The following is a 23921-nucleotide window of genomic DNA, read 5'->3' on the forward strand; positions in this document are numbered from 1 at the left end:
TCAACCTTCGGCCTCGAGCGCGCCGCGGTGCGTCATGGGTCGGGGGACCGGGCAGGCGTCCATGGCCGTGAGGACTCCGGTACCCGAATTGAAAACCCAAATCAATTTCATCTTTTACCGCAGAACCGCCGTTTCGGGCGTTTTTTCTTGACGGACCCTGGATCGGTGTTCCATACAACCGCCGCCGAGAAATTAATAATCGTTTTCATTTTCAATAACAAGACGGCAGGCGAGTGAGGCGGCCGCGGCGCCAGGCCTGGCGGTCCGCGCTGATGACACAACGCGTTATCGGCGCGGACCGCCAGGTCTGGTGAGCGAGCCTGCCCCGCTGTCGGGCTTTCTTTTTCGGTCTGGAGCTGAGGTGGCGATGGAGTCGAACCGATCCCCTGGGCGTGCGATCCGCGATCGCGGCGCGGCCGAGCCCGCGACGCTTGTCGCGCTGCTCCGGCGCCGCGCGGAGCAGCGCCCTTCCGGGCACGCCTATACCTTCCTGCTCGACGGGGAGACGGACGCTCGCGCGATGACGTACGGCGAGCTGGATCGGCGGGCGCGCGCGCTCGCCGCGGAGCTCCAGACCGGAGCGCAGGCGGGGGAGCGCGCGCTGCTCCTGGTGCCGCCAGGGCTCGACTTCATCGCCGCCTTCTTCGGCTGCCTCTACGCGGGGCTCATCGCGGTGCCGGTCCCGCTGCCCCAGCGGAAAAGCGGGCTGCTCCGCGTGCTGGCCATCGTGCGCGACTGCCGCCCGAGCGTCGTGCTCACCACCGAGGCGTTCCTCGGCGCCGTGGCGATGCTCCGCGACGATCCGAGCCTCGCCGAGCTGAGCCACCTGCGCTGCATGGCCGTCGACACGGTCCGCGACGGCCAGGAAGACGCCTGGCGAGCGCCGCGCGTGACGGCCGAGACCGTGGCGTTCCTCCAGTACACCTCCGGCTCGACCGGGACGCCCAAGGGCGTGGTGCTCACGCACGGCAACCTGCTGCGCAACGAGCTCCTGATCCAGCGCGCGTTCGCGCACACCGAGGAGAGCGTGATCGTGGGGTGGCTGCCGCCGCACCACGACATGGGGCTCATCGGCAACATCCTGCAGCCGCTCTACGTGGGCGTGCCGTGCATCCAGCTCTCGCCCGAGCAGTTCCTGATGCGGCCGCGGCGCTGGCTGGACGCGATCTCGCGCTACCGGGCCACGACGAGCGGCGGGCCGAACTTCGCGTACGAGCTGTGCCTCCGCAAGATCCCCCCGGATCAGCGGGGAGGGCTCGACCTCAGCTCATGGAAGGTGGCCTTCAACGGGGCCGAGCCGATCCGGGCAGCGACGCTCGACCGCTTCGCCGAGGCGTTCGCGCCGGCGGGGTTCCGGCGCGCGGCGTTCTACCCCTGCTACGGGCTGGCCGAGGCGACGCTGCTCGTCAGCGGCGGAGCGGCGGACGCGCCGCCGGTCGTGCGCGCGGTCGACCGCGCCGCGCTGGAGCAGGGGCGCGCCGTGTTCGATCCGCGCGATCCGCAAGCCGGTCTCACCCTGGTGGGCTGCGGGGGATCGCCGGCCGGCGACGAGGTGCTGATCGTCGATCCCGAGGCGCACCGGACCTGCGAGGGCGAGCGGGTCGGCGAGATCTGGGTGGCCGGTGCGAGCGTGGCCCAGGGCTACTGGGAGCGGCCGGAGGACACGACAGCGACGTTCGGAGCGCGGCTGTCCACGGGAGAAGGGCCGTTCCTGCGGACCGGCGATCTCGGGTTCCTCTCGCGCGGCGAGCTCTACGTGACCGGCCGGCTCAAGGACCTGATCATCGTCCGCGGGCGCAACCTCTACCCGCAGGACATCGAGCTCACCGCCGAAGGGAGCCATCCGAGCCTGCGCGCCGGCGGCTGCGCGGCGTTCTCCGTGGACGTGGACGGCGAGGAGCGCGTCGTCATCGTCCAGGAGCTCGGACGGCGCGCCTCGGCGTCGACGGATCCGGCGGAGCTCGGCGCGGCGATCCAGAACGCGGTGGCCGATCGGCACGAGGTCGCGGTCCACGCGGTCGTGCTCATCAAGCCAGGGAACCTGCCGCGGACGACGAGCGGCAAGGTGCAACGGAGGGCGTGCCGCGGCCGGTTCCTGGACGGCTCCCTGGACGCCGTCTGGCGATCGACGCTCGACGCGCCGGCGAGCGCCGAGGCCGAGATCGCCGAGCCGCCGCTGACCGCGCTGGAGACCACGCTGGCGGACATCTGGGCCGAGGTGCTGGGACGCGCGCGGGTCGGCCGGAGCGAGGAGTTCCTGAGCCTGGGCGGCGATTCGCTGCGGGCCATGCAGGTGAGCGGCCGGGTGAGCGAGGCCCTCGGCATCGACGTGGGGCCGGCGCAGCTCTTCGAGTCGACGACGGTCGCCGCGCTGGCGGCCTGGATCGAGGCCAGGCAGGACAGCGCGCCCGCGGGCGGATCGACCGCCGGCGCCGCGCCGCTCACGCCGGGTGACCGGCCGGAGCGACTGCCGCTGTCCCTCGTGCAAGAGCGCCTGTGGTTCCTCGAGCACCTTGTCGCCGGGGCGCCCGTCTACCACATCGCGGCTGCCCTGCGGCTCTCCGGAGCCCTCGATACGAGCGCCCTGGAGCAGGCGGTGACCGCGCTCGCGACCCGCCACGAGGCGCTGCGCACGAGCTTTCCGTCGGTCGCAGGGCAGCCCGTCCAGAGGATCGCGCAGCCCGCGAAGGTGGCGCTGCCGATCCAGGACCTGAGCGCGCTCGCCGAGGAGGACCGGGAGCCGGCGCTGCAAGCGCTCCTTCGCGAGGAGGCGCGGCGCGCGTTCGACCTCGCGGAGGCGCCGCCCGTGCGCTGGACGCTCGTCCGCAACGGCGAGCAGGAGCACGCGCTGGCGCTCACCTGCCATCACCTGATCGCGGACGGCTGGTCGATGAACGTGCTCCTGCGGGAGCTGTCGGCGCTGTACGGCGCCTTCTCGGCCGGGCGCGCTCCGGAGCTCGCGCCGCTCCCGGTCCAGCCAGCGGATCACGCGCTGTGGCAGCGCCGGGCGGAGCCGGGGGCGACGCGCGAACGGGAGCTCTCGTACTGGCGCGAACGGCTGAAGGGGCCTGTGCCGCCCCTCGAGCTGCCCACGGATCGACCGCGGCCGTCGGTCCAGACCTACGCGGGCGCGCGCGAGGAGATCGCGCTGCCGCCGGAGCTCGTGGCGCGGCTGACCGCCCTCGGGCGGGGGGCGGGCGCGACCCTGTTCACGACGGTGGCAGCAGGGCTGTTCGCGCTGCTGCACCGGTACACGGGCCAGAGCGATGTCTGCATCGGCACGCCGGTCGCCGCGCGGCCGCGGGCGGCGCTGGAGGGCGTCGTCGGGTGCTTCCTTAACACGCTGGCGCTGCGCGTCGACCTGACCGGGGATCCGCGCGTGGCGGAGCTCATCGCCCGCGTCCGGGCGGCGGTCACCGAGGGGCAAGCGCACCAGGAGGCGCCGTTCGAGCGGGTGCTGGAGGCGCTGTCCCTGGAGCGGAGCCTCAGCCACACACCGCTGTTCAACGTGATGCTCGCCATGGATCCGGCGCCCGAGCAGGGGGCGGAGATCCCCGGCCTGTCGATCGGCGCGCAGCGGGTGGACACGGGGACAGCCCAGTTCGATCTGGCGCTCAACCTGACCCCGGACGGCCAGGGAGCGCGCGGCGCCTGGGAATACAACACCGACCTCTTCGACAGGACCACGGTGGCGCGCATGGCGCGGCACCTGGTCGCGATCCTCGAGGGCTTCGTCGCCGCGCCGGAGGCCCAGCTGTCCGATCTGCCGATGATGGATGCGGACGAGCAAAGGCAGGTCGTGCGCGGCTGGAACGCGACCGAGCGGGCGTATCCGGGCGAGCGGCTCGTGCACGAGCTGTTCGAGGCGCAGGCCGAGCGGACGCCGGACGCGGTGGCTGTCCTCTCCGGCGAGCAGCGGCTGAGCTATCGAGAGCTCGACGCGCGCGCCAACCGGGTGGCGCACGCCCTGCGGCGCCGCGGCGTCGGGCCCGACGTGCTCGTGGCCATCGCCGCGGAGCGCTCGGCCGAGCTGGTCGTCGGGCTGCTCGGCATCCTCAAGGCCGGCGGCGCCTACGTGCCCATCGACCCGGATTACCCGGCCGACCGCATCGCCTTCATGCTCGACGACGCGGCCGCCACCGTCCTGCTCAGCCAGTGGCCCGTCGCGTCGCGCCTTCCTGCCCACCGCGCAGAGGTGCTCTGCCTCGACGCCGATCGCACCCAGATCGACCGAGAGCCCGCGACAAAACCCGCCGTGGCGCTCTCGCCCGACAACCTCGCTTACACCATCTACACCTCGGGCTCGACCGGGCGGCCCAAGGGCGCCGGCAACAGCCACGGCGGCCTGCTCAACCGGCTGCAATGGATGCAGGAGCGCTTCGGGCTCACCGCCGAAGACCGGGTGTTGCAAAAGACGCCCTTCAGCTTCGATGTCTCGGTCTGGGAGTTCTTCTGGCCTTTGATGACCGGCGCGGGCCTCGTCGTCGCGAGGCCCGGCGATCACCGCGACGGCGAGCGGCTCATCGACCTCATCACGCGCCACGCCGTCACCACCCTGCACTTCGTCCCGCCCATGCTCCAGGCCTTCCTGGAGACGCCCGGCGCCGCCTCGTGCCGGTCGCTGCGCCGGGTCGTCTGCAGCGGTGAGGCGCTGCCGGCCGAGCTCGCGCGGCGCTGCTTCGAGCGGCTGCCCGACGCCGAGCTGCACAACCTGTACGGGCCCACCGAGGCGTCCATCGATGTCACCGCCTGGGCCTGCCAGCCACACGACACGTCGGCCTCGGTGCCCATCGGGACACCCATCGCCAACACCCAGATCTACCTGCTCGACCGCCACGGCCAGCCCGTGCCGGTGGGCGTCGCCGGAGAGCTGTACATCGGCGGCGTCGGCCTCGCGCGCGGCTATCACCAGCGGCCCGCCCTCACCGCCGAGCGCTTCGTGCCCGATCCGTTCGGCGCCGCGGCGGGAGGGCGGCTGTACCGCACCGGGGATCTCGCTCGGCACAGGCCCGATGGGGCCGTCGAGTTCCTCGGACGCCTCGATCACCAGGTCAAGATCCGCGGGCTGCGCGTCGAGCTCGGCGAGATCGAGGCGCGCCTGCTCCAGCACCCCGGCGTCGGCGAGGCCGTCGTCCTCGCGCGCGACGTGGCGCACGGCGGCAAGCGCCTCGTCGCGTACGTCGCCGGCCAGGGCGGCGCCGCGCCAGAGCCGGCGTCGCTGCGGGACTGGCTCGCCGAAGCGCTCCCGGCCTACATGGTGCCGGCGCCCATCCTCGTGCTGGACCGGCTGCCGCTGTCGCCGAACGGCAAGGTCGACCGCCGCGCCCTGCCCGCGCCCGAGCAGGTCGACGCGCCGGCCCGGGTCACGACGCCGCCACGAACCGACCTGGAGCGCGCCATCGCGGCGATCTGGAGAGACGTCCTCTCGGTCCCGCAGGTCGGCGTCGACGACAACTTCTTCGATCTGGGCGGACACTCGCTCTTGCTGGCCAAGGTCCACAGCCGCCTGCGCGAGGAGCTCGACCGCGCGCTGCCGATGCTTGTCCTGTTCCAACACCCCACCATCGCGTCGCTCGCAGCGGCCCTGAGCCAGGAAGCCAGCGAGCCGGCGCCCGAGGAGGGAGAGCGGAGCGCCGAGCGGGCGAGCGCCGCGCAGCAGCGGCGCGGGGAGATCTTCGCGCGACGGCGCGGCGGGCGCGGCGAGCAGGAGACAAAGAAATGACACCGAGCAGCGGCGAATCCCGGACGGGGCTGGAGCTCGCGATCATCGGCATGGCCGGGAGATTTCCGGGCGCGCGGGACGTGGCGGCGTTCTGGCAAAACCTCTGCGCAGGCGTCGAGTCCGTCGCGATCCTCACCGACGAGGAGCTCCTCGCCGCGGGCGTGGATCCGGCGCTGATCGCGCGGCCCGACTACGTGCGGGCGCGCGCGGTGCTCGGCGACATCGACCTGTTCGACGCCGAGCTCTTCGGGTTCACGCCGCGCGAGGCCGCCGCGCTGGACCCGCAGCACCGGCTGTTTCTGGAGTGCGCGTGGGAGGCGTTCGAGAACGCCGGGATCGACCCGGAGCGCGCGCGGGGGCCGGTCGGCGTCTACGCGGGATCGAGCCTGAGCGGGTACCTGGCCCACCTCTTCCCCGACGGGCCGCGGCTGCAGTCGGCGGCCGACGTCGCGGCGCTCCTCGCGCTCGACAAGGACTTCCTGACGACCCGCGTGTCGTACAAGCTGAACCTGGAGGGGCCGAGCATCGCGGTGCAGACGGCCTGCTCCACGTCGCTCGTCGCCGTGCACCTGGCCTGCCAGGGGCTGCTCACCGGCGAGTGCGATCTCGCGCTGGCCGGCGGCGTCTCGATCGGCGTCCCGCAGAAGGTCGGGTACCTCTACCAGGAAGGCGCGATCGCGTCGCCCGACGGCCACTGCCGCGCCTTCGACGCGGGAGCCCGCGGCACCGTCGGCGGCAGCGGCGTGGGCGTGGTGCTGCTCAAGCGGCTCGACGACGCAATCGCCGATCGGGACGCGATCATCGCGGTGATCAAGGGGTCCGCCGTCAACAACGACGGCCGGGCCAAGGTCGGCTACACCGCGCCGCGCGTCGAGGGGCAGGCCGGCGTGATCCGCGCCGCCCACACGGCCGCGGGCGTCGAGGCGGACTCCATCGCCTACGTGGAGGCGCACGGCACCGGGACGCCGCTCGGCGATCCGATCGAGATCGCCGCGCTGACGCAGGCCTTCCGGGCCACGACCGACCGGAGAGGGTTCTGCGCGATCGGATCGGCGAAGACAAACGTCGGGCACCTGGACGCGGCCGCGGGCGTGACCGGGCTGATCAAGGCGGCGCTCACCGTGGCGCACGGGCGCATCCCGCCCAGCCTGCACTTCCGCGCCCCCAACCCCGCGCTCGATCTCGAGAACAGCCCGTTCTACGTGGCCGCCGAGCTCGCGGCGTGGACGCCCACGGGCGCGCCGCGCCGCGCCGGGGTGAGCGCCTTCGGGCTCGGCGGGACCAACGCCCATGTCGTCCTGGAGCAGGCGCCGGCCCCGCCGGAGGCGGACCCGCCGCGGGCGTGCGAGCTGCTCGTGCTGTCGGCGCGGTCGAGCGCGTCGCTCGAGCGCCTGACGGAGGCGCTCGCGGAGCACCTGGAGACCCACGCGGAGCTCGAGCTCGGCGACGTCGCGCACACGCAGCAGCTCGGCCGCAGGGGCTTCGCCCACCGCCGCGCGGTGGTGTGCCGCTCGCGGGAGGAGGCGGCGCGGGCGCTCCGCGATCGCAGCGACGCGCTGCGCACGGGCGAGCCCGTGGCCGGGCCGCGGCCGGTCGCGTTCCTGTTCCCCGGGCAGGGCACCCACCGCCCCGACATGGGGCGCGATCTGTACGAGACCGAGCCGGTGTTCCGGGCCGAGGTCGACGCGTGCGCGTCGCAGCTCGAGCGCCACCTGGGCACCGACATCCGGGGGCTGCTGTTCCCCGCGCCGGCGGAGCTCGAGGAAGCCGCGCGGCGCCTCGACCGCACGTCGATGACGCAGCCGGCCCTCTTCGTCGTCGAGTACGCGCTCGCCCGGCTGTGGATGGCCTGGGGCCTGACCCCCGACGCGATGCTGGGGCACAGCGTGGGCGAGTACGTGGCGGCGTGCGTGGCCGGGTGCCTGTCGCTCGACGACGCCCTCTCGCTTGTCGCGGCGCGGGGGCGGCTGATGGAGGCAACGCCGGACGGGGCGATGCTCGCTGTGTCGGCGTCCGAGGCCGAGGTGGCGGGCTGGGTCGGCGACGAGGTCGCGCTGGCGGCCGTGAACGGGCCGCGGCAGTGCGTGCTGTCGGGCCGGGCGGCGGCGATCCAGCGGGTCGAGCGCGAGGCGGGGGGGCGCGGGATCGAGGTCCGCCGGCTGCGCACGTCGCGCGCGTTCCACTCGCACCTGATGGAGGGCGCCCTCGCGGGGTTCGGCGAGGCGGTGGGCAGGGTGACGCTGCGCGCGCCGCGGATCCCGTGGGTCTCGAACGTGACCGGGACCTGGATCACCGCGAGCGAGGCGCAGGACCCGGGTTACTGGGTGCGGCACCTGCGGAGCACGGTCCGCTTCGCGGAGGGCGTGGCGGCCTTGCGGGAGCAGTCGGAGCGGATCTTTCTGGAGGTCGGGCCGGGGCAGACGCTCACCGCGCTGTGCCGGCAGCTCGCGGCGGGGTCGCTCGCGCTGGCGTCGCTGCCCGCGGTCCGCGAGCCGGGAGCGGCGGGCGCGGCGCTGCTCGACACGGTCGGGCAGCTCTGGGTGGCCGGCGCTCGGGTGGACTGGGCCGGCCTGCAGGCGGGACGGCGCCGACGGCGCGTCGCGCTGCCGGCAACCCCGTTCGAGCGAAAGCGGTACTGGCTGGAGCGCCCCCAGACGACGGGGCGAGGGGTCGGGTCAACCTCAACCCCGGTCGGGGCAACCTCAACCTCGGTCGGGTCAACCTCAACCCCGGTCGGCTCAACCTCAACCTCGGTCGGGTCAACCTCAACCTCGGTCGGGTCCACCTCAACCTCGGTCGGGTCCACCTCAACCCCGGTCGGGTCAACCTCAACCTCGGTCGGGTCAACCTCAACCCCGGTCGGCTCAACCTCAACCCCGGTCGGCTCAACCTCGGTCGGGACGTCTGGTCTGGGTGGATTTTTCTATGTGCCCTCGTGGAAGCGCGCCCCGCTGGAAGCGCTTCCGCCCCGAGGCGACGAGGCGCACTGGGTCGTCTTCGCGGACGAGGGGGAGATCGGCCTCCGGATCGTGGAGCGGCTGGAACGCGCCGGCCGGCGGGTCACCCGGGTCAGGAGCGGCGAGCGCTTCGAACGCCTGACCGAGCACGCCTTCACGCTTCGCCCGGATCAGCCCGAGGATTACGCCGCGCTGGCCCGGGAGCTCGGTACGAACACAGAGCAGCCCACGCGGATCGTCCACGCCTTCAGCCTCGACGGCGCGCACAAGGCGCAGCTCGACCCCGGCGCGCTCCAGGAGGCGCAGCGCCGGGGCTCGATGAGCCTGCTCTGGCTCGCGCGGACGCTGGGCAAGCTGCCGGGAGGCGCCCACCTTGTCGCGCTCGCCAGCGGCCTGCACGACCTGACCGGGCGAGAAACCCTGCGCCCGGAGCACGCCACGCTGCTCGGGATCTGCCGGAGCATCCCGCTGGAGTACCCGCTCGTCCGCTGCCGCATGATCGACCTCGAGGCCGCCCGCCCGGACGCCGCGGAGGTCGATGGGGTCGTCGAGCGGATCCTCGCGGAGGCGCGATCCGACGCCGACGCCCCCGTCGTCTCGTACCGCGGGCACCACCGCTGGGTACCCACCGTCGAGCAGGTCCCGCTGAAGGCGGCGCAGGGAACGCCCCCCCTGCTGCGAGAGCGCGGCGTCTACCTCATCACCGGCGGGCTGGGCGGCGTCGGGCTATGGCTCGCCGACTACCTCGCCCGCACCGCGCACGCACGGCTGATCCTCACGGGCCGCTCGGCTCCCACCGACGAGCAGCGCCTGCGCCTGCAGGCGCTCGAGCAGGCCGGCGCCGAGGTGGTGGCGCTGCGCGCTGACGTCACCGACGCGGCGCAGATGCGCGCCGCCGCGCGCGAGGCGATCGATCGGTTCGGCGCCCTGCACGGCGTGATCCACGCAGCCGGGGTCGCGGGCGGCGGGCTCATCGAGCGGCTGACGGCGGACGCGCTCGACGCGGAGCTGGCCCCCAAGGCGCTCGGCGCGCTCGCGCTCGACGAGGTCGCGCGCTCCTTCCAGCCCGACTTCGTCCTGCTCTGCTCCTCGGTCACCGCGCTGAGCGGCGGCCTCGCGCGGGCAGGCTACGCGGCCGCCAACGCGTTCCTCGACGCGTTCGCGCAATCCTGCGCGCGCCGCGCAGGGCCGTACACGGTCTCCGTCAACCTCGATCGCTGGCGAAACGTCGGCATGGCGGCCCGCGCCGAAGCGCGCCTCCTCGCCCTGGGGCTCGACGACGTGATCCTCGACGGGATGAGCCCGGAGGAAGGGCAGCAGGTCTTCCACCGCGTCCTCAGCCAGGCGGCGCTGCCGCAGGTCATCGTCTCGGTCCGCCCGCTCCAGGGCCTGCCCAGCGACGACGAGGGCGCCGCCCTGGCCCGGCGGCTCGGCGCGGGCAACGCCGCCGCGGCCGACCGCAGCCACGAGCCGCCCGGGCGCGCCGGAGCAGCGACCGCCAGCGCCGCCGAGCGCCCCTCGCCCGAGGCGGTGACGGCGCAGGTGACGGCGATCTGGGCGCGGGCGTTCGGCCTCGATCCCATCGACCCCGGGAAGGACTTCTTCGCGCTCGGCGGCGAGTCGCTCCTCGCCCTGCAGATCCTCAACCGCATCCGGGAGACGTTCCAGGTGGAGGTGCCGCTCCGCGAGTTCTTCGAGCGGCCGACGGTGGCCGCGCTCGCGGAGCGCGTCCATAAGGCGCGAGGGCAAGCGCCCGCGAGCCCCGAGCCGGCGCTGATCGCGCTGCCCCGGACCGCGCGGCGGCGCCCAGGCGCCGAGGGCACGCAGGCGCCGGCGCGCCCGGACGGCGAGCCGGTCCCCTCGAAGGAACCGAAGGAGAACGGGTGATGAGCGTGCTCGGCTTCCTCGTGCGCCGCGCCTTCCGGCCCCTCCTGCTCGCCATCGCCACAGGCGTGATCAGCGGGCTCTCCGGCGCCGGCATCATCGCGCTCGTCCAGGACGCGCTCTCGGCAGACGGCCGCCCCGCCGCGCAGCTGGCGTGGGCGTTCGCGGGGCTCGCCGTGCTCGGCGTGCTGAGCAAGGCCGTCTCCCAGGTGCTCCTGACCCGGCTGGGACAGGCCATGATCGCGGAGCTTCGCATGCAGCTCAGCCGGCGCATCCTCGAAGCGCCGCTGCGCCGCGTCGAGCAGCTCGGCCCCCACCGGCTCCTGGCGGCGCTCAACGACGATCCGGCCGTCATCACGCAGGCGTACGTCGTCCTGCCCCTCCTGTGCGTCAACGTGGCCACCGTCCTCGGCTGCCTGGCCTATATCGGGCGGATCTCGTGGCCGGCGCTGGCGATCGTGCTCGGCGCCATGGCGATCGGCGCCGTGCTCTTCCGGGCGCACGACCGGCGCGCGATCCGCTCCTTCACCCGCGCCCGCGAGACGAGCGACGCCCTGTTCCAGCACTTCCGCGGGCTGACGAGCGGGATCAAGGAGCTCAAGATGCACGGCGGGCGCGGGCGGGCGTTCCTCTACGACGCCCTCGGCGGCAGCCTCGCGACGTACCAGCGGGACTTCGTGGCGGGCACGACCGAGTTCTCCATCGCGATCGGCTGGGGCACGCTGCTCTTCTACGCCGTCCTCGGGCTCACGCTGTTCGCTCTCCCGGCCTGGGCAGGGCTGACGGCGCCGGCGATGTCCGGCGTGGTGCTGGCGATGCTCTTCCTGCTGACGCCGTTCGCGCAGACGGTCGAGCTCCTGCCGGCCGTCGGGCGGGCCAGCATCGCGCTCTCGAAGGTGAGCGAGCTCGGCCTCGCGCTGACGCCGGAGATCGAAGCACCGCAGGCGCCGCCGCGCCCGGAAGGCGCGGCGGGCGCGCGCGCGGCCTGGAAGCGCATCGAGCTCCGCGGCGTCACGCACCGTTATTACCGCGAGAAGGAAGACGGGAGCTTCCAGCTCGGGCCCATCGATCTGACCTTCCAGCCCGGCGAGATCGTGTACCTCGTGGGCGGCAACGGCAGCGGCAAGACGACGCTGTCCCTCCTGCTCCTCGGCCTCTACACGCCGGAGTCCGGCGAGATCCGGCTCGACGGCGTGCCCGTCGACGACGCGAGTCGCGAGCCGTATCGACAGCTCTTCTCGGTCGTCTTCGCGGAATACTACCTCTTCGAGCAGCTGCTCGGCCTGAACGGCCCCGGCGTCGACGAGCGCGCCCGCCGCTATCTCGAGCGGCTGCAGCTCGATCACCGGGTGCGCGTCGAGGAGGGCGCCCTCCGCGTGAGCGGGCTGTCGCAGGGGCAGCGCAAGCGCCTCGCCCTGCTCACCGCCTACCTGGAGGACCGGCCGTTCTACGTCTTCGACGAGTGGGCTTCCGACCAGGACCCGCAGTTCCGGAAGATCTTCTACACCGAGCTCCTGCCGGAGCTCCGGGCGAGGGGCAAGACCGTCCTCGTGATCACGCACGACGACCAGTACTTCGCGCTCGCGGATCGCTGCCTGCGGCTCGACTTCGGCCGCCTGACCGAGCTGCCCGCGGCCCCCGCCGTGACCGGCGTGGAGCCGCGAGCGGCGCGGGAAGAGCACGCCGCGAGCGCCCGCACCGACGAGGGCGGCCGGGCCCGATCCGCGCAGGCTCTCCGCCTCCAGCTCGAGCAGCAGGCCGCGCTGGAGACCGGCGTCCGCGGTCACGAGGCCTCGAAGGCGACGGAGCACGAGGTATGAGGCGCGACGTCCGCTCACGCCTCCTCTCGGCGCTCATCCCGCTGGCGATCGCCGGCTGCGCGGAGGCCCCCCAGGGCGCCACCCGCGCCCCGGCGCCGCGCGCCGGCAGCGCGGTGACCGTGTCCGGCCTCGAGGACGTGGTGACGATCGCGTCCGATCGCCTGGGGATCCCCGCGATCCGCGCCGCCTCGCGGGAGGACGCCCTCCGGGCCCTCGGCTTCGTCACGGCGCGCGATCGGCTGTTCCAGCTGGACCTGCTCCGGCGAAGCAGCGGAGGACGGCTCGCGGAGGTCCTCGGGCGCGATCTGCTGGAGGCCGACACCCGGCAGCGGCTGTACGGCGTCCCGAAGGCCGCGGCGGCGATCCTGGCGCGCCTGCCCGGCAGCCAGCGCGCCGCGCTCGACGCGTACGCCGAGGGCGTCAACGCCTATCTGCGCGGCGCGGAGACGCTGCCTGTCGAGTTTCGCCAGCTGGGCTATCGGCCCGAGCCGTGGCGCCCTGAGGACAGCGTCCTCGTCGTGCTGGAGATGTTCCGAGCCCTCAGCGCGACCGAGGACGCGGAGCGGATGCACACGGTCCTGGCACGCAGCCTCCCGAAGGGCGTGACGTCCTTCCTGCTCGAGGACACCGACCCTTACACGAAGGCGCTGCTCGGCGCGCAGGCGCCGGCGTCGCCGCGGCTGCCGGTCGAGGAGCTGCGGGCGCTCGTGGCGCAGAGCCGGAGGGCGCGGGCGCCGAGCGCGGGCGTGCTCGGCGGGGACGCGGGCGAGGCGCCGGTCGGCTCGAACGGCTGGGCGGTGGCCGGCCAGAGGACGCGAGACGGCCGCGCCATCGTCGCGAACGACATGCACCTGGAGCTCGGCGTTCCCAACATCTGGTATCGCGCGGAGCTCCGTTATGGCGACCGCGAGCTCGCGGGCGTCGTGCTGCCCGGCGTGCCCGTCATCATCGTGGGGACGAACCGCCATGTCGCCTGGGCCATGACCAACCTGATGGGCGACGTGATGGACCTCGTCCGGATCGAGGTCCACCCCGAGCGCCCCGACGCGTACCGGACGCCCTCCGGCTGGGCGCGGTTCGACGTCGCGCAGGAGACGATCAAGGTCCGCGGCGGGCCCGACACAACCGTCGCGGTCCGCAGGACGATCTGGGGGCCTGTCGCGCCCGAGCCGCTCCTCGGAGCGCCGGTCGCGATCCGCTGGACGGCGCTCGATCCGGAGGGGGTCGACCTCGGGCTCCTCGAGATGGACCGGGCCCGGAGCGTCGACGAGGCGGCCGCCGTGATGAACGCCGCCGGCGGGCCCGGGTGCAACGTGCTGCTCGCAGATCGGCGCGGCCGCGTCGCGTGGACGGTGACCGGGCGCATGCCCCGGCGCCGCGGGCTCGACGGCGCGGTCAGCGTCTCCTGGGCGGACGGGCGCGCGGGCTGGGACGGTTACCTGCCCCCCGCCGCGCTGCCGCGCGTCGTGGATCCGCCGTCGGGGTTCGTCGTCAACGCCAACCACCGCATGCCGCTCGCCGAGGGCGCGCCGGTGCTCGGCCGCGATTACGCGCACGGCTACCGCGCCTACCGCATCACCGAACGCCTGCGCGAGGCGCGCCCGGTCGCCGAGGCGGACCTGCTGGCGGTGCAGCTCGATACGCGGGCCGAGCACTTCGGCTTCTACCGCGACCTCGCGCTGCGCGCGCTCGGCGAGGAGGCCGCGTCGAGGCGGCCGGCGCTCGCCGAGGCGCGGCGCGCGCTGACGGCGTGGGACGGCCGGGCGGACGCGTCCAGCGTCGGGCTGCCGCTCCTTTCGCGGTTCCGGCGCGCCCTGGCCGACGAGGTGTTCGCCGCGTGGCTCGCCCCGAGCCGCGCCGCGGAGCCGACCCTGGAGCTCGATCTGCCCGACATCGACACGCCCTTGCAGCGCGCGCTCGACGAGCGGTCGCCCGATCTCGTGCCGGCGCCGGAGGGCGGCTGGGACGCCTTCGTCCTCGCGGCGCTGGAGAGGGCCATGACGACGCTCCGGCAGGAGCACGGCGCACGGCCCCTCGACCAGCTCGAGTGGGGCGCGGTGAACCGGGTGCGGATCGCGCACCCGCTCGGCGCGAGCCCGGAGCTCGCCGCGCGCCTCAACATGCCCGACGAGCCGCTCCCGGGGTGCGGCTCCTGCGTGCGCCTGGCGAGCCGCAGGTTCGGCGCCAGCGAGCGGCTCGTCGTCTCGCCGGGGCACGAGACGGAAGGAATCCTGCACATGCCGGCCGGGCAATCCGGCGACCCGACGTCGCCCCACTACCGCGATCAGCAGCGCGCCTGGGTCGACGGGCGGCCGCTGCCGCTCCTGGCGGGCCCGGCCGCGCACACGCTCACGCTCGTTCCCGAGCGCCGATGACATCGAACACCACATCTCGAACGGAGGAGTCCATGGCCAGCGAAGAGCATGAAGACAGCACCATTTACAAAGTCGTCGTGAACCACGAGGAGCAGTACTCGATCTGGCCCGAGTACCGGGAAAACCCGGTCGGCTGGCGCGACGCGGGCAAGGCCGGCAGCAAGGCGGAGTGCCTCGATCACATCAAGGAGGTCTGGACCGACATGCGGCCGCTCAGCCTGCGCAAGCGGATGGAAGAGGGACAGGGGTCGTGAACGACTCGAGCGCGTTGCCCACGTCAGAGGCCACGTCAGAGGCCACGCCCGAGGCGACGTCCGAGGCAACGCGGGAGTCGCGCGAGGGCGCCGCGCGGGGCGAGGCGGCGGGGCTCTCGCGGTCCTGCTTCCCCGGCGGCGCGCTGCCGCTCGTCGCGAGCCCGCTCGGCCGCGGGGACTTCGCCGGCGTCCCCGCGCTCGCCGCGGCCATCCGGGCGTGCGCGGAAGAGGAGCTGTCCCGGCACGGAGCGGTGCTGTTCCGCGGCTTCCCGGTCCGATCGCTCGCCGACTTCCACGCCTTCGTCCGGCTCGTGACGCCGGATCTCCTGGACTACACGTTCGGGTCGACGCCGCGCTCCCACGTGCAGGACCGCATCTACACGTCGACGGAGTACCCCGCTCACCAGCACATCCCTCTTCACAACGAGCAGTCGTACACGCTCGATTGGCCGCTCAAGATCTGGTTTCACTGCGCAGAGGCCGCGCCCGAGGGGGGCAGCACCCCGCTCGCCGACAGCCGCGAGGTCTTCCGGCGCATCCCTGTCCGGATCCGGGAGCGCCTTGCGGCGAAGAAGGTGATGTACGTGCGCAACTACGGAAACGGCCTGGACCTGCCGTGGCAGAAGGTCTTCGGCACGAGCGACCGGGCCGAGGTCGAGCGCTTCTGCCGCGCGGCAGGCATCGAGTGCGTGTGGAAGGCCGACGGCGAGCTGCGCACACGCCAGGTGTGCCAGGCCGTGGCCGCCCACCCGCGCACCGGCGAGCAGGTGTGGTTCAACCAGGCCCACCTGTTCCACGTCTCCAACCTGGACCCGGCCGCGCGGGAGGCGCTCCTCGCGATCTTCGCCGAGGAAGACCTGCCCCGAAACGCCCTCTACGGCGACGGATCGCCCATCGAGGGCGCCGTGCTCGATGAGATCCGCGAGGTGTACAGGCAGCTCGCCGTGGAGTTCGCCTGGCAAGCGGGGGACGTGCTCCTCGCAGACAACATGCTTGTCGCCCACGGGCGCGCGCCCTTCCGCGGCCCGCGCAAGGTCCTTGTCGCCATGGCCGAGCCGCACCGGGCCAAGGCCTCCTGAGGAGTTTCCATGCTTGAGGATGTCTTCGTTTTTCCGATGAGCTTCGCCCAGGAGCGGCTGTGGTTCCTGGCCCAGCTCGAGCCGGAGAGCGCTTCGTACAACATGGCCACGGCCGTGCGGCTCACCGGATCGCTCGATGTCTCCGTGGTGGAGCGGTGCCTGGCGGAGATCGTGCGCCGGCACGAGATCCTGCGCACGACGTTCGCCGTCGTCGACGGGCAGCCCTCCCAGGTCGTCCAGCCCGACGGGGCGGCGCGGCTCGAGCGGCTCGACCTCGGCGTCCTGCCGCCGGCGCAGCGAGACGCGGAGCTCCGGCGCCTGATCGAGCGCGAGGCGCGGCGGCCGTTCGACCTCACGAGCGGCCCGCTCCTGCGGCTCACGCTCCTGCGGCTCGGATCGGAAGAACACATCCTCCTCTGGGGGGTCCACCACATCGTCTTCGACGGGTGGTCCACGAGCCTGGTCCTCGGCGAGTTCGCCGCGCTCTACACGGCGTTCGTGGCGGGCCGGCCCGCCCCGCTCGCCGATCCGGCGCTCCAGTACGCGGACTTCGCGCACTGGCAGCGCCAGCGCGTCGAGGGCGGATTGCTCGAGACCCAGCTCGCCTACTGGACGAAGCAGCTCTCGGGACAGCCTGGGGTGCTGGAGCTGCCCACGGATCGCCCCCGGCCGGCGACCCAGCGCTACCGGGGAGCGCGGCGCTTCTTTCGCGTGCCCGGCGCGCTCGCCGCGGAGCTCGGCGCGCTGGCGCGGCGCGAGGAGACGACGCTGTTCGCGGTGCTGACGGCGGCGTTCCAGACCCTGCTCGCCCGCCACGCGGGGACGTTCGACATCAGCGTGGGCACGCCGGTGACCAACCGGAGCCGGGCCGAGCTGGAAGGGCTCGTCGGCTGCTTCGCCAACACCGTCGTGCTCCGCGCCGATCTCTCCGGGGATCCGTCGTTCGCGCAGCTGCTCGGCCGGGTCACGCAGGCCGTGCGCGCGGCGCAGACGCACCAGGAGGTGCCGTTCGACCAGGTGGTGGAGGCCGTGAGCCCGGTCCGCGACCTGAGCCACGCGCCGCTCTGCCAGGTGATGTTCGCGCTCCAGCCGGTGCTCCGGCAGCCGATGGAGATCCCGGGCCTCGGCGTGCGCCTGCTCGATCTGGACGTGGGCGGCGCCCAGTTCGATCTGTCGCTCGACGTCGCGCCCGACGAGGACGGGCTGGCGGCCGCCCTCGAATACGACACCGATCTGTTCGACGAGGCGACGATCGCGCGGATGGCCGACCACCTCCTGCGCCTGCTCGCGGGCGCGGCGGCGAGCCCCGGGGCGCGCCTGTCGGAGCTGCCGATGCTCGCCGCCGAGGAGCAGCGGCAGGTGCTCGGGTGGAGGACGACAGGGGCGCTCCGCGCGACCCCGCGCGCCGTCCACCGGATGTTCGAGGAGCACGCCGCGCGCGCGCCCGGGGCGACGGCCGTCGTCCACGAGGAGCGGCAGATCACGTACGGCGAGCTCGATCGGAGGGCGAACCAGCTGGCGCAGCTGCTCCGGCGGCGAGGGGTGGGGCCGGAGGTCCGCGTGGGCCTCTGCCTGCCGCGCTCGATCGAGATGATCGCCGCGGTGCTGAGCGTGCTGAAGGCGGGCGGCGCCTACGTCCCGCTCGATCCCAACCTCCCCCGGGAGCGCGTCGCCGCGATGATCGACGGCGCCGGGATCCGCGTGGTGATCGCCGAGGAGGGCGCGGCGGGCGAGCAGCCGCCCGGCGTGGCGGTGATCCAGCTCGACGCCTCCTTCACGTGCGCGCGCCGCGAGCCCTCCGCGCCGCCGGCCGGCGAGCCGGCGCCCGAGCAGGCGGCCTACACCCTCTACACCTCCGGCTCGACGGGGACGCCCAAGGGCGTCGTGGTCCCGCACCGGGCCATCGCGAGCTTCGTCGACGTCGCGGCGGGGGTCTACGAGATCTCGTCGCGCGACCGGGTGCTGCAGTTCGCGTCGCTGAGCTTCGACGCGAGCGCGGAGGAGATCTTCCCGTGCCTCGCGCGAGGCGCGACGCTGGTGCTGCGCACCGAGGCGATGCTCGAGTCGGTCGCCGGGTTCCTGGCGGCGTGCGGCGCGTGGGGCGTGACCGCGGCGGTGCTGCCGACCATGTACTGGCACCGCATCGTCGCGGAGCTCGGCGAGGGCGCGGCCCTGCCGCCGTGCCTCCGTCAGATCGTCATCACCGGCGAGGCGGCCTTGCCCGAGCGGGTGAGCGCCTGGCGGGCGTCACCCGACGCCGCGCGCGTCCGCCTGCTGAACGCCTACGGCCCGACCGAGACCACCGTGACCGCGACGGTCAGCAACCTGTCGGCCGCCGTGGACCCGCGCGAGGCGTGGGCGGTCCCCATCGGCCGGCCGCTCGCCAACACGCGCGCGTACGTGCTCGATCCCGCCGGGAAACCGGTGCCGGCCGGCGTCGTCGGAGAGCTGTACCTCGGAGGCCAGGGGCTCGCGCGCGGGTACTGGGCGCGCCCGGAGCTGACCGCGGAGCGCTTCGTCCCGGATCCCTTCGCCGACCGGCCAGGAGAGCGGCTCTACCGGACGGGGGACCGGGCGCGGTGGCGCGCGGACGGGCAGCTCGAGTTCGCCGGCCGCGTGGATCACCAGGTGAAGCTGCGCGGCTTCCGGATCGAGCCCGGGGAGATCGAGGCGCGGCTCGGCGAGCAGCCCGGGGTGCGCGAGGCGGTCGTGATCGTGCGGCAGGATCGGCCGGAGGAGCGGCGGCTCGTGGCGTACGTCGCGGCCAGCGCCGACGTGGCGCCGGAGGAGCTGCGATGCGCGCTCAAGGAGCAGGTGCCGGACTACATGGTGCCGTCGGCGTTCGTGGTGCTCGAGGAGCTGCCGCACACGCCCTACGGGAAGATCGACCGGCGCGCGCTGCCGGCGCCGGCCGCGCCGAGCGGCGAGGCGGCGACGCCGCGCACCGAGGCCGAGGCGACGCTCGCGGGGATCTGGGCCGAGCTGCTGGGACGGCCGGCGGTCGGGATCCAGGAGAACTTCTTCGAGCTGGGCGGCGACTCGATCCTGGCGCTCCAGGTCGTCTCCCGCGCGCGGGCCGCGGGCCTCTCGCTCACGCCGCGGCAGATCTTCCAGCACCAGACGATCGTCGATCTGGCTGCGGTGGCGGCGCCGGCCTCGGCGCCGGTCGCGGCGCCAGAGCTCGCCGGCGACGCGCCGCTCACGCCGATCCAGCGCTGGTTCTTCGAGCTGGGCGGGCCGAACCCGCACCACTGGAACCAGACCGTGCTGCTCGAGCTGCGGCAGCGGATCTCCGTCGAGGCGCTCACGGCCGCGGTCCGGGCCACGGCCGACCACCACGGCGCGCTGCGGCTGCGGTTCACGCGCGAGGCGGGCGGCTTTCGCCAGCGCACCGCGGGCTCGGCTGGCGCGGCGGTCGCGCGGGTCGACCTGTCGGACCTCCCCGCCGAGGCGCAGGCCGCGGCGCTGGCCAGGGCGGCCGGGGAGCACCAGGCGCAGCTCCACCTCAGCGAGGGGCCGCTCCTCCGCGCGGTGCTGTTCGATCTGGGCCCGGAGCGCCCGGGCCGCCTCCTCCTTGTCGCGCACCACCTCGTGGTCGACGCGGTCTCGTGGCGGATCCTGCTCGAGGATCTCCAGACCGCCTACCGGCAGCTCGGCGGCGGCGAGGCGATCCGGCTGCCGGAAGAGACCCTCTCCTTCGGCGAGTTCGCCCGGCGCCTGGGCGCGCACGCCCGATCCGAGGCGGCGGCGCGGCAGGCCGAGGCGTGGCTCGCCGCGAACCGCCCCGCGGCGGCGCTGCCCGCGGACGATCCGGCCGGCGGGTCGCTCGAGGCGGAGACCGTCTATCTGACCCAGTTCCTCGCCGCCGAGGACACGCGCGCGCTGCTGCAGGCGACGCCCGCGTACCGGATGCGCGTGGACGAGCTCCTGCTCGCGGCCTTCGCCGGGGCGCTCTCGCGGTGGACGGGCGATCCGGCCGTGCGCATCGACCTGGAGGGGCACGGGCGCGACGCGCTCGACGACGTGGACCTCTCCCGGACGGTCGGGTGGTTCACGAGCATCTACCCCGTCCGGCTGGAGGTCCCGGCCGGCGCGGCGCCCGACGGCGTGCTCAAGGCGACGAAGGAGCAGCTCCGCGCCGTCCCCCGGGGCGGCGCCTCGTACGGGGTGCTCCGGTACCTGAGCGAGGACGAGCGCGCCGCGCGGCTCCGGGAGCACGCGGCGCCGCAGGTGAGCTTCAACTACCTCGGGCAGTGGGACGACCTCTTCGCGTCGAGCCCGCTGTTCGCGCACGCCGAGGGCGACGTCGGGCGCACCCAGGATCCGCGCACGCCGCGGGGCTACGAGCTGGAGGTCGACGCGGCCATCGTCGGCGGGCGCCTCCGCGTGATGTGGAACTACAGCGGCGCGCGCTACCGGCCCGAGACGATGGCGCGGCTCAGCGAGGACTTCGCGGCGCGGCTGCGCGCCCTCGTCGCGCACTGCCTTTCGCCGGACAGCGGAGGGTACACGCCCTCGGACTTCCCCCTCGCGCGGCTCGACCAGGCCAGGCTGGACCGCCTGCTGGGGGCCGGCCGCGACGTCGAGGACGTCTATCCCTTGAGCCCGCTCCAGCAAGGGCTGCTCTTCCACAGCCTGTGGGAGCCCGGCTCCGGCGTCTACGTCGAGCAGGTGACGTGCCGGCTGGAGGGCGCGCTCGACGTGGACGCGTTCCGCAGGGCCTGGGAGGCCGTGGTCCACCACCACGGCGTCCTGCGCACGACCTTCGCGTGGGAAGGGGCCGACGAGCCGCTCCAGGTCGTGCGGCGCGGGGGCGCGGTGGAGGCGGTGGAGATCGAGATCGAGGACCTCCGCGGCGCCGGGGACGAGGAGCACCTGGCGCGGGTGGCCGCCCGCGTCGACGCGGATCGCGCGAAAGGCTTCGATCTGGCGCGGGGTCCGCTGATGCGCGTCTCGCTCCTGCGCCTCGGGGACGAGGCGTACCACGTGCTCTGGAGCCACCATCACCTGCTCCTCGACGGGTGGGCGGCGTCCCTCGTGCTGCAGGACGCCTTCGTCGCCCACGACGCCCTGCGCAGCGGCCGCGCGGTCGCGCTGTCGGCTCGCCGGCGCTATCGCGAGCACATCGCGTGGCTGCGCGAGCGGGACCCGAGCGCCGAGGAGCCGTTCTGGCGAGGCGCGCTCTCGGGCTTCAGCGCGGCGACGCCGCTGCCCCTCGATCGCGTGACGCGCGAGGCGTCGACCGACGAGGCGCACGGGTACGGGGCGAAGATCGTCGCGCTGTCCGGGTCGGCCACGGCGCGGCTCGTGCGCTTCGCGCAGCAGCACCGCGTGACGACGAGCACGCTCGTCCAGGCCGCCTGGGCGCTCCTGCTCAGCCGGGCCGCCCGCAGCGACGACGTGCTCTTCGGGATCACGGTCGCCGGGCGGTCGGCTCCGCTGGCCGGGATCGAGGCCATGGTGGGGCTCTTCATCAACACGCTGCCCCTGCGCGTGGCCGTGCCGCAGGCCGCCTCCGTCGCGAGCTGGCTGCGCGATCTCCAGAAGACGATCACCGAGCTCGGCGCCCACGAGCACACGCCGCTCGCGCAGACGCGGACGTACAGCGCGATCCCGGCGGGACAGCCGCTGTTCGAGAGCTTGCTCGTCTTCGAGAACTATCCCACCGATCCTCGGACCCACGAGGGATTGCCCGGCCTCGGCGTCCGCGACGTCTCGTTCGCGGACCAGACAAACTACCCGCTCACCCTGGCCGTCCTGCCGGGAGGTCAGCTCCAGCTCCGCCTGTCCTATGACCGGCGGCGATTCGACGAGGAGGCCGCTTCCCGCCTGCTCGGCCTCGTGGAAGGGGCGCTCCGGCAGCTCACCCGCCGCCCCGAGGCGCCCGTCGGCGAGCTCTCGCTCCCCGGCGAGCTGGAGTCCCGGCGCGTCGTGACGGAGTGGAACGCGACCGAGCGCGCGTATCCGGACGGGCGGCGCGTCCACGAGCTCTTCGAGGCGCAGGCCGAGCGAGCGCCCGACGCCGTGGCCGTGATCTTCGAGGAGCAGCGGCTGAGCTATCGAGAGCTGAACGAGCGCGCCAATCAGGTGGCGCGCGCCCTCAGGCGGCGCGGGGTCGGGCCGGACGGGCTCGTAGCCATCGCGGCCGAGCGCTCGATCGAGATGGTCGTGGGGCTGCTCGGCATCCTGAAGGCGGGCGGCGCCTACGTGCCGATCGACCCGGAGTATCCCGCCGATCGGATCGCCTTCATGCTCGAGGACGCGGGGGCGCCGGTGCTCCTGAGCCAGCGGCCCGTGGCCTCGCGCCTGCCCGCGCACCGCGCCGAGGTGCTCTGCCTGGACGAAGGCCGCGCCGAGATCGACAGGGAGCCGACAGGCAATCTCGCGACCCAGGTGTCGCCGGACAACCTCGCTTACACAATCTACACCTCGGGCTCGACCGGGCGGCCCAAGGGCGCCGGCAACAGCCACCGTGGCCTGCTCAACCGCCTGCAGTGGATGCAGGAGCGGTACGGGCTGACCGCGGAAGACCGGGTATTGCAGAAGACGCCCTTCAGCTTCGACGTCTCGGTCTGGGAGTTCTTCTGGCCCTTGATGACGGGCGCCGGCCTCGTCGTCGCGAGGCCCGGCGACCACCGCGACGGCGAGCGGCTCGTGGAGCTGATCACGCGCCACGGCGTGACCACGCTGCACTTCGTCCCCCCGATGCTCCAGGCGTTCCTCGAGGCGCCCGGGGCGGCGTCGTGCCTGTCGCTGCGGCGGGTCATCTGCAGCGGCGAGGCGCTGCCTTCGGAGCTCGCGCGGCGGTTCTTCGAGCGGCTGGGCGCCGAGCTCCACAACCTCTATGGGCCGACCGAGGCATCCATCGATGTGACCTCCTGGGCCTGCCGGCGAGACGACGCCTCGGCCTCGGTGCCCATCGGACACCCGATCGCCAACACGCAGATCTACCTGCTCGATCGCCACGGCCACCCGGCGCCGGTGGGCGTCGCCGGGGAGCTCCACATCGGCGGCGTCGGCCTCGCCCGCGGCTATCACGAGCGGCCCGCCCTGACCGCGGAGCGCTTCGTGCCCGATCCGTTCGGGTCCACGCCCGGCGGACGGCTGTACCGGACAGGGGACCTGGCCCGCCACAGGCCCGACGGAGCCATCGAGTTCCTCGGCCGCCTCGACCACCAGGTCAAGATCCGCGGCCTGCGCGTCGAGCTCGGCGAGATCGAGGCGCGCTTGCTCCAGCACCCGGAGGTCCAGGAGGCCGTCGTTGTCGCGCGCGACGAGGCCCACGGCGGCAAGCGCCTCGTCGCCTATGTGGCCGGCCGCGACGGGTCGGCGCCCGAGCCGGAGGCGCTGCGCGGGTGGGTCGGCGAGGCGCTCCCGGCGTACATGGTGCCGGCGCCGATCGTCGTGCTCGAGCGACTGCCGCTCTCCCCGAACGGCAAGGTCGACCGCCGCGCCCTGCCCGCGCCCGAGGCGGCGGCGCTCGGCCATCGCCCCTACGTCGCGCCCCGGACCGAGGCGGAGCGGATCCTCGCGGAGGTCTGGGCGGAGGTGCTGCACCGCGCGCAGGTCGGCGTCGAGGACAACTTCTTCGAGCTGGGCGGCGACTCGATCGTCACCTTGCAGGTCATCGCGCGCGCCGCCCAGCGGGGGCTGCGCCTCTCGCCCAAGCTGCTCTTCGAGCACCCGACCGTGGCCGAGGCCGCGGCGCAGCTGACCGTGACAGCCGCGCCGGAGGAGGCGCCGCCCGCGCCGCCGCCCGCCCCCGAGTCCCCTGATGCCGGCCTCTCCGCGGAAGAGTGGAGCGATCTCCTGGACGAGCTCCAGAGGTGA

The 23921-nt window shown here is 73.9% G+C and carries 7 protein-coding genes; all 7 read left to right on the plus strand.

The genetic code is table 11. The annotated features are described in order from the left end of the window. Positions 1 to 367: 367 nt before the first annotated feature. The 7 genes from WME75_RS42105 (at position 368) to WME75_RS42135 (ending at position 23921) form a co-directional block, all read left to right on the plus strand. On the plus strand, positions 368 to 5722 hold the full coding sequence (locus tag WME75_RS42105) for an amino acid adenylation domain-containing protein (protein WP_437482970.1): 5355 nt from the start codon (positions 368 to 370) through the stop codon (positions 5720 to 5722). Next, the gene (locus WME75_RS42110; RefSeq protein WP_437482973.1) at positions 5719 to 10566 is read left to right on the plus strand and encodes a type I polyketide synthase; all 4848 of its coding nucleotides are present in this window, start codon (positions 5719 to 5721) and stop codon (positions 10564 to 10566) included. The genes WME75_RS42105 and WME75_RS42110 overlap by 4 nt, the downstream gene beginning before the upstream one ends. Next, the gene (locus tag WME75_RS42115) at positions 10566 to 12383 is read left to right on the plus strand and encodes a cyclic peptide export ABC transporter (RefSeq protein WP_437482976.1); all 1818 of its coding nucleotides are present in this window, start codon (positions 10566 to 10568) and stop codon (positions 12381 to 12383) included. Before WME75_RS42110 ends, WME75_RS42115 begins: the two co-directional genes overlap by 1 nt. Then, a complete protein-coding gene (locus WME75_RS42120) occupies positions 12380 to 14758 on the plus strand; it encodes a penicillin acylase family protein (protein WP_437482979.1) in 2379 nt (792 codons plus the stop codon). The genes WME75_RS42115 and WME75_RS42120 overlap by 4 nt, the downstream gene beginning before the upstream one ends. Positions 14759 to 14790: 32 nt before the next feature. After that, positions 14791 to 15012 (plus strand): MbtH family protein, encoded by a 222-nt coding sequence (locus tag WME75_RS42125; RefSeq protein ID WP_437482982.1) that lies wholly within the window; start codon positions 14791 to 14793, stop codon positions 15010 to 15012. Positions 15013 to 15155: 143 nt separating this feature from the next. Next, a complete protein-coding gene (locus tag WME75_RS42130) occupies positions 15156 to 16091 on the plus strand; it encodes a TauD/TfdA family dioxygenase (RefSeq protein WP_437495031.1) in 936 nt (311 codons plus the stop codon). Positions 16092 to 16100: 9 nt separating this feature from the next. Next, complete coding sequence (locus tag WME75_RS42135; protein ID WP_437482985.1) at positions 16101 to 23921, plus strand: amino acid adenylation domain-containing protein; 7821 nt, start codon at positions 16101 to 16103, stop codon at positions 23919 to 23921.

It is taken from the genome of Sorangium sp. So ce1014 (genome assembly GCF_051521505.1).
Taxonomy (GTDB): Bacteria; Myxococcota_A; Polyangia; order Polyangiales; family Polyangiaceae; genus Sorangium.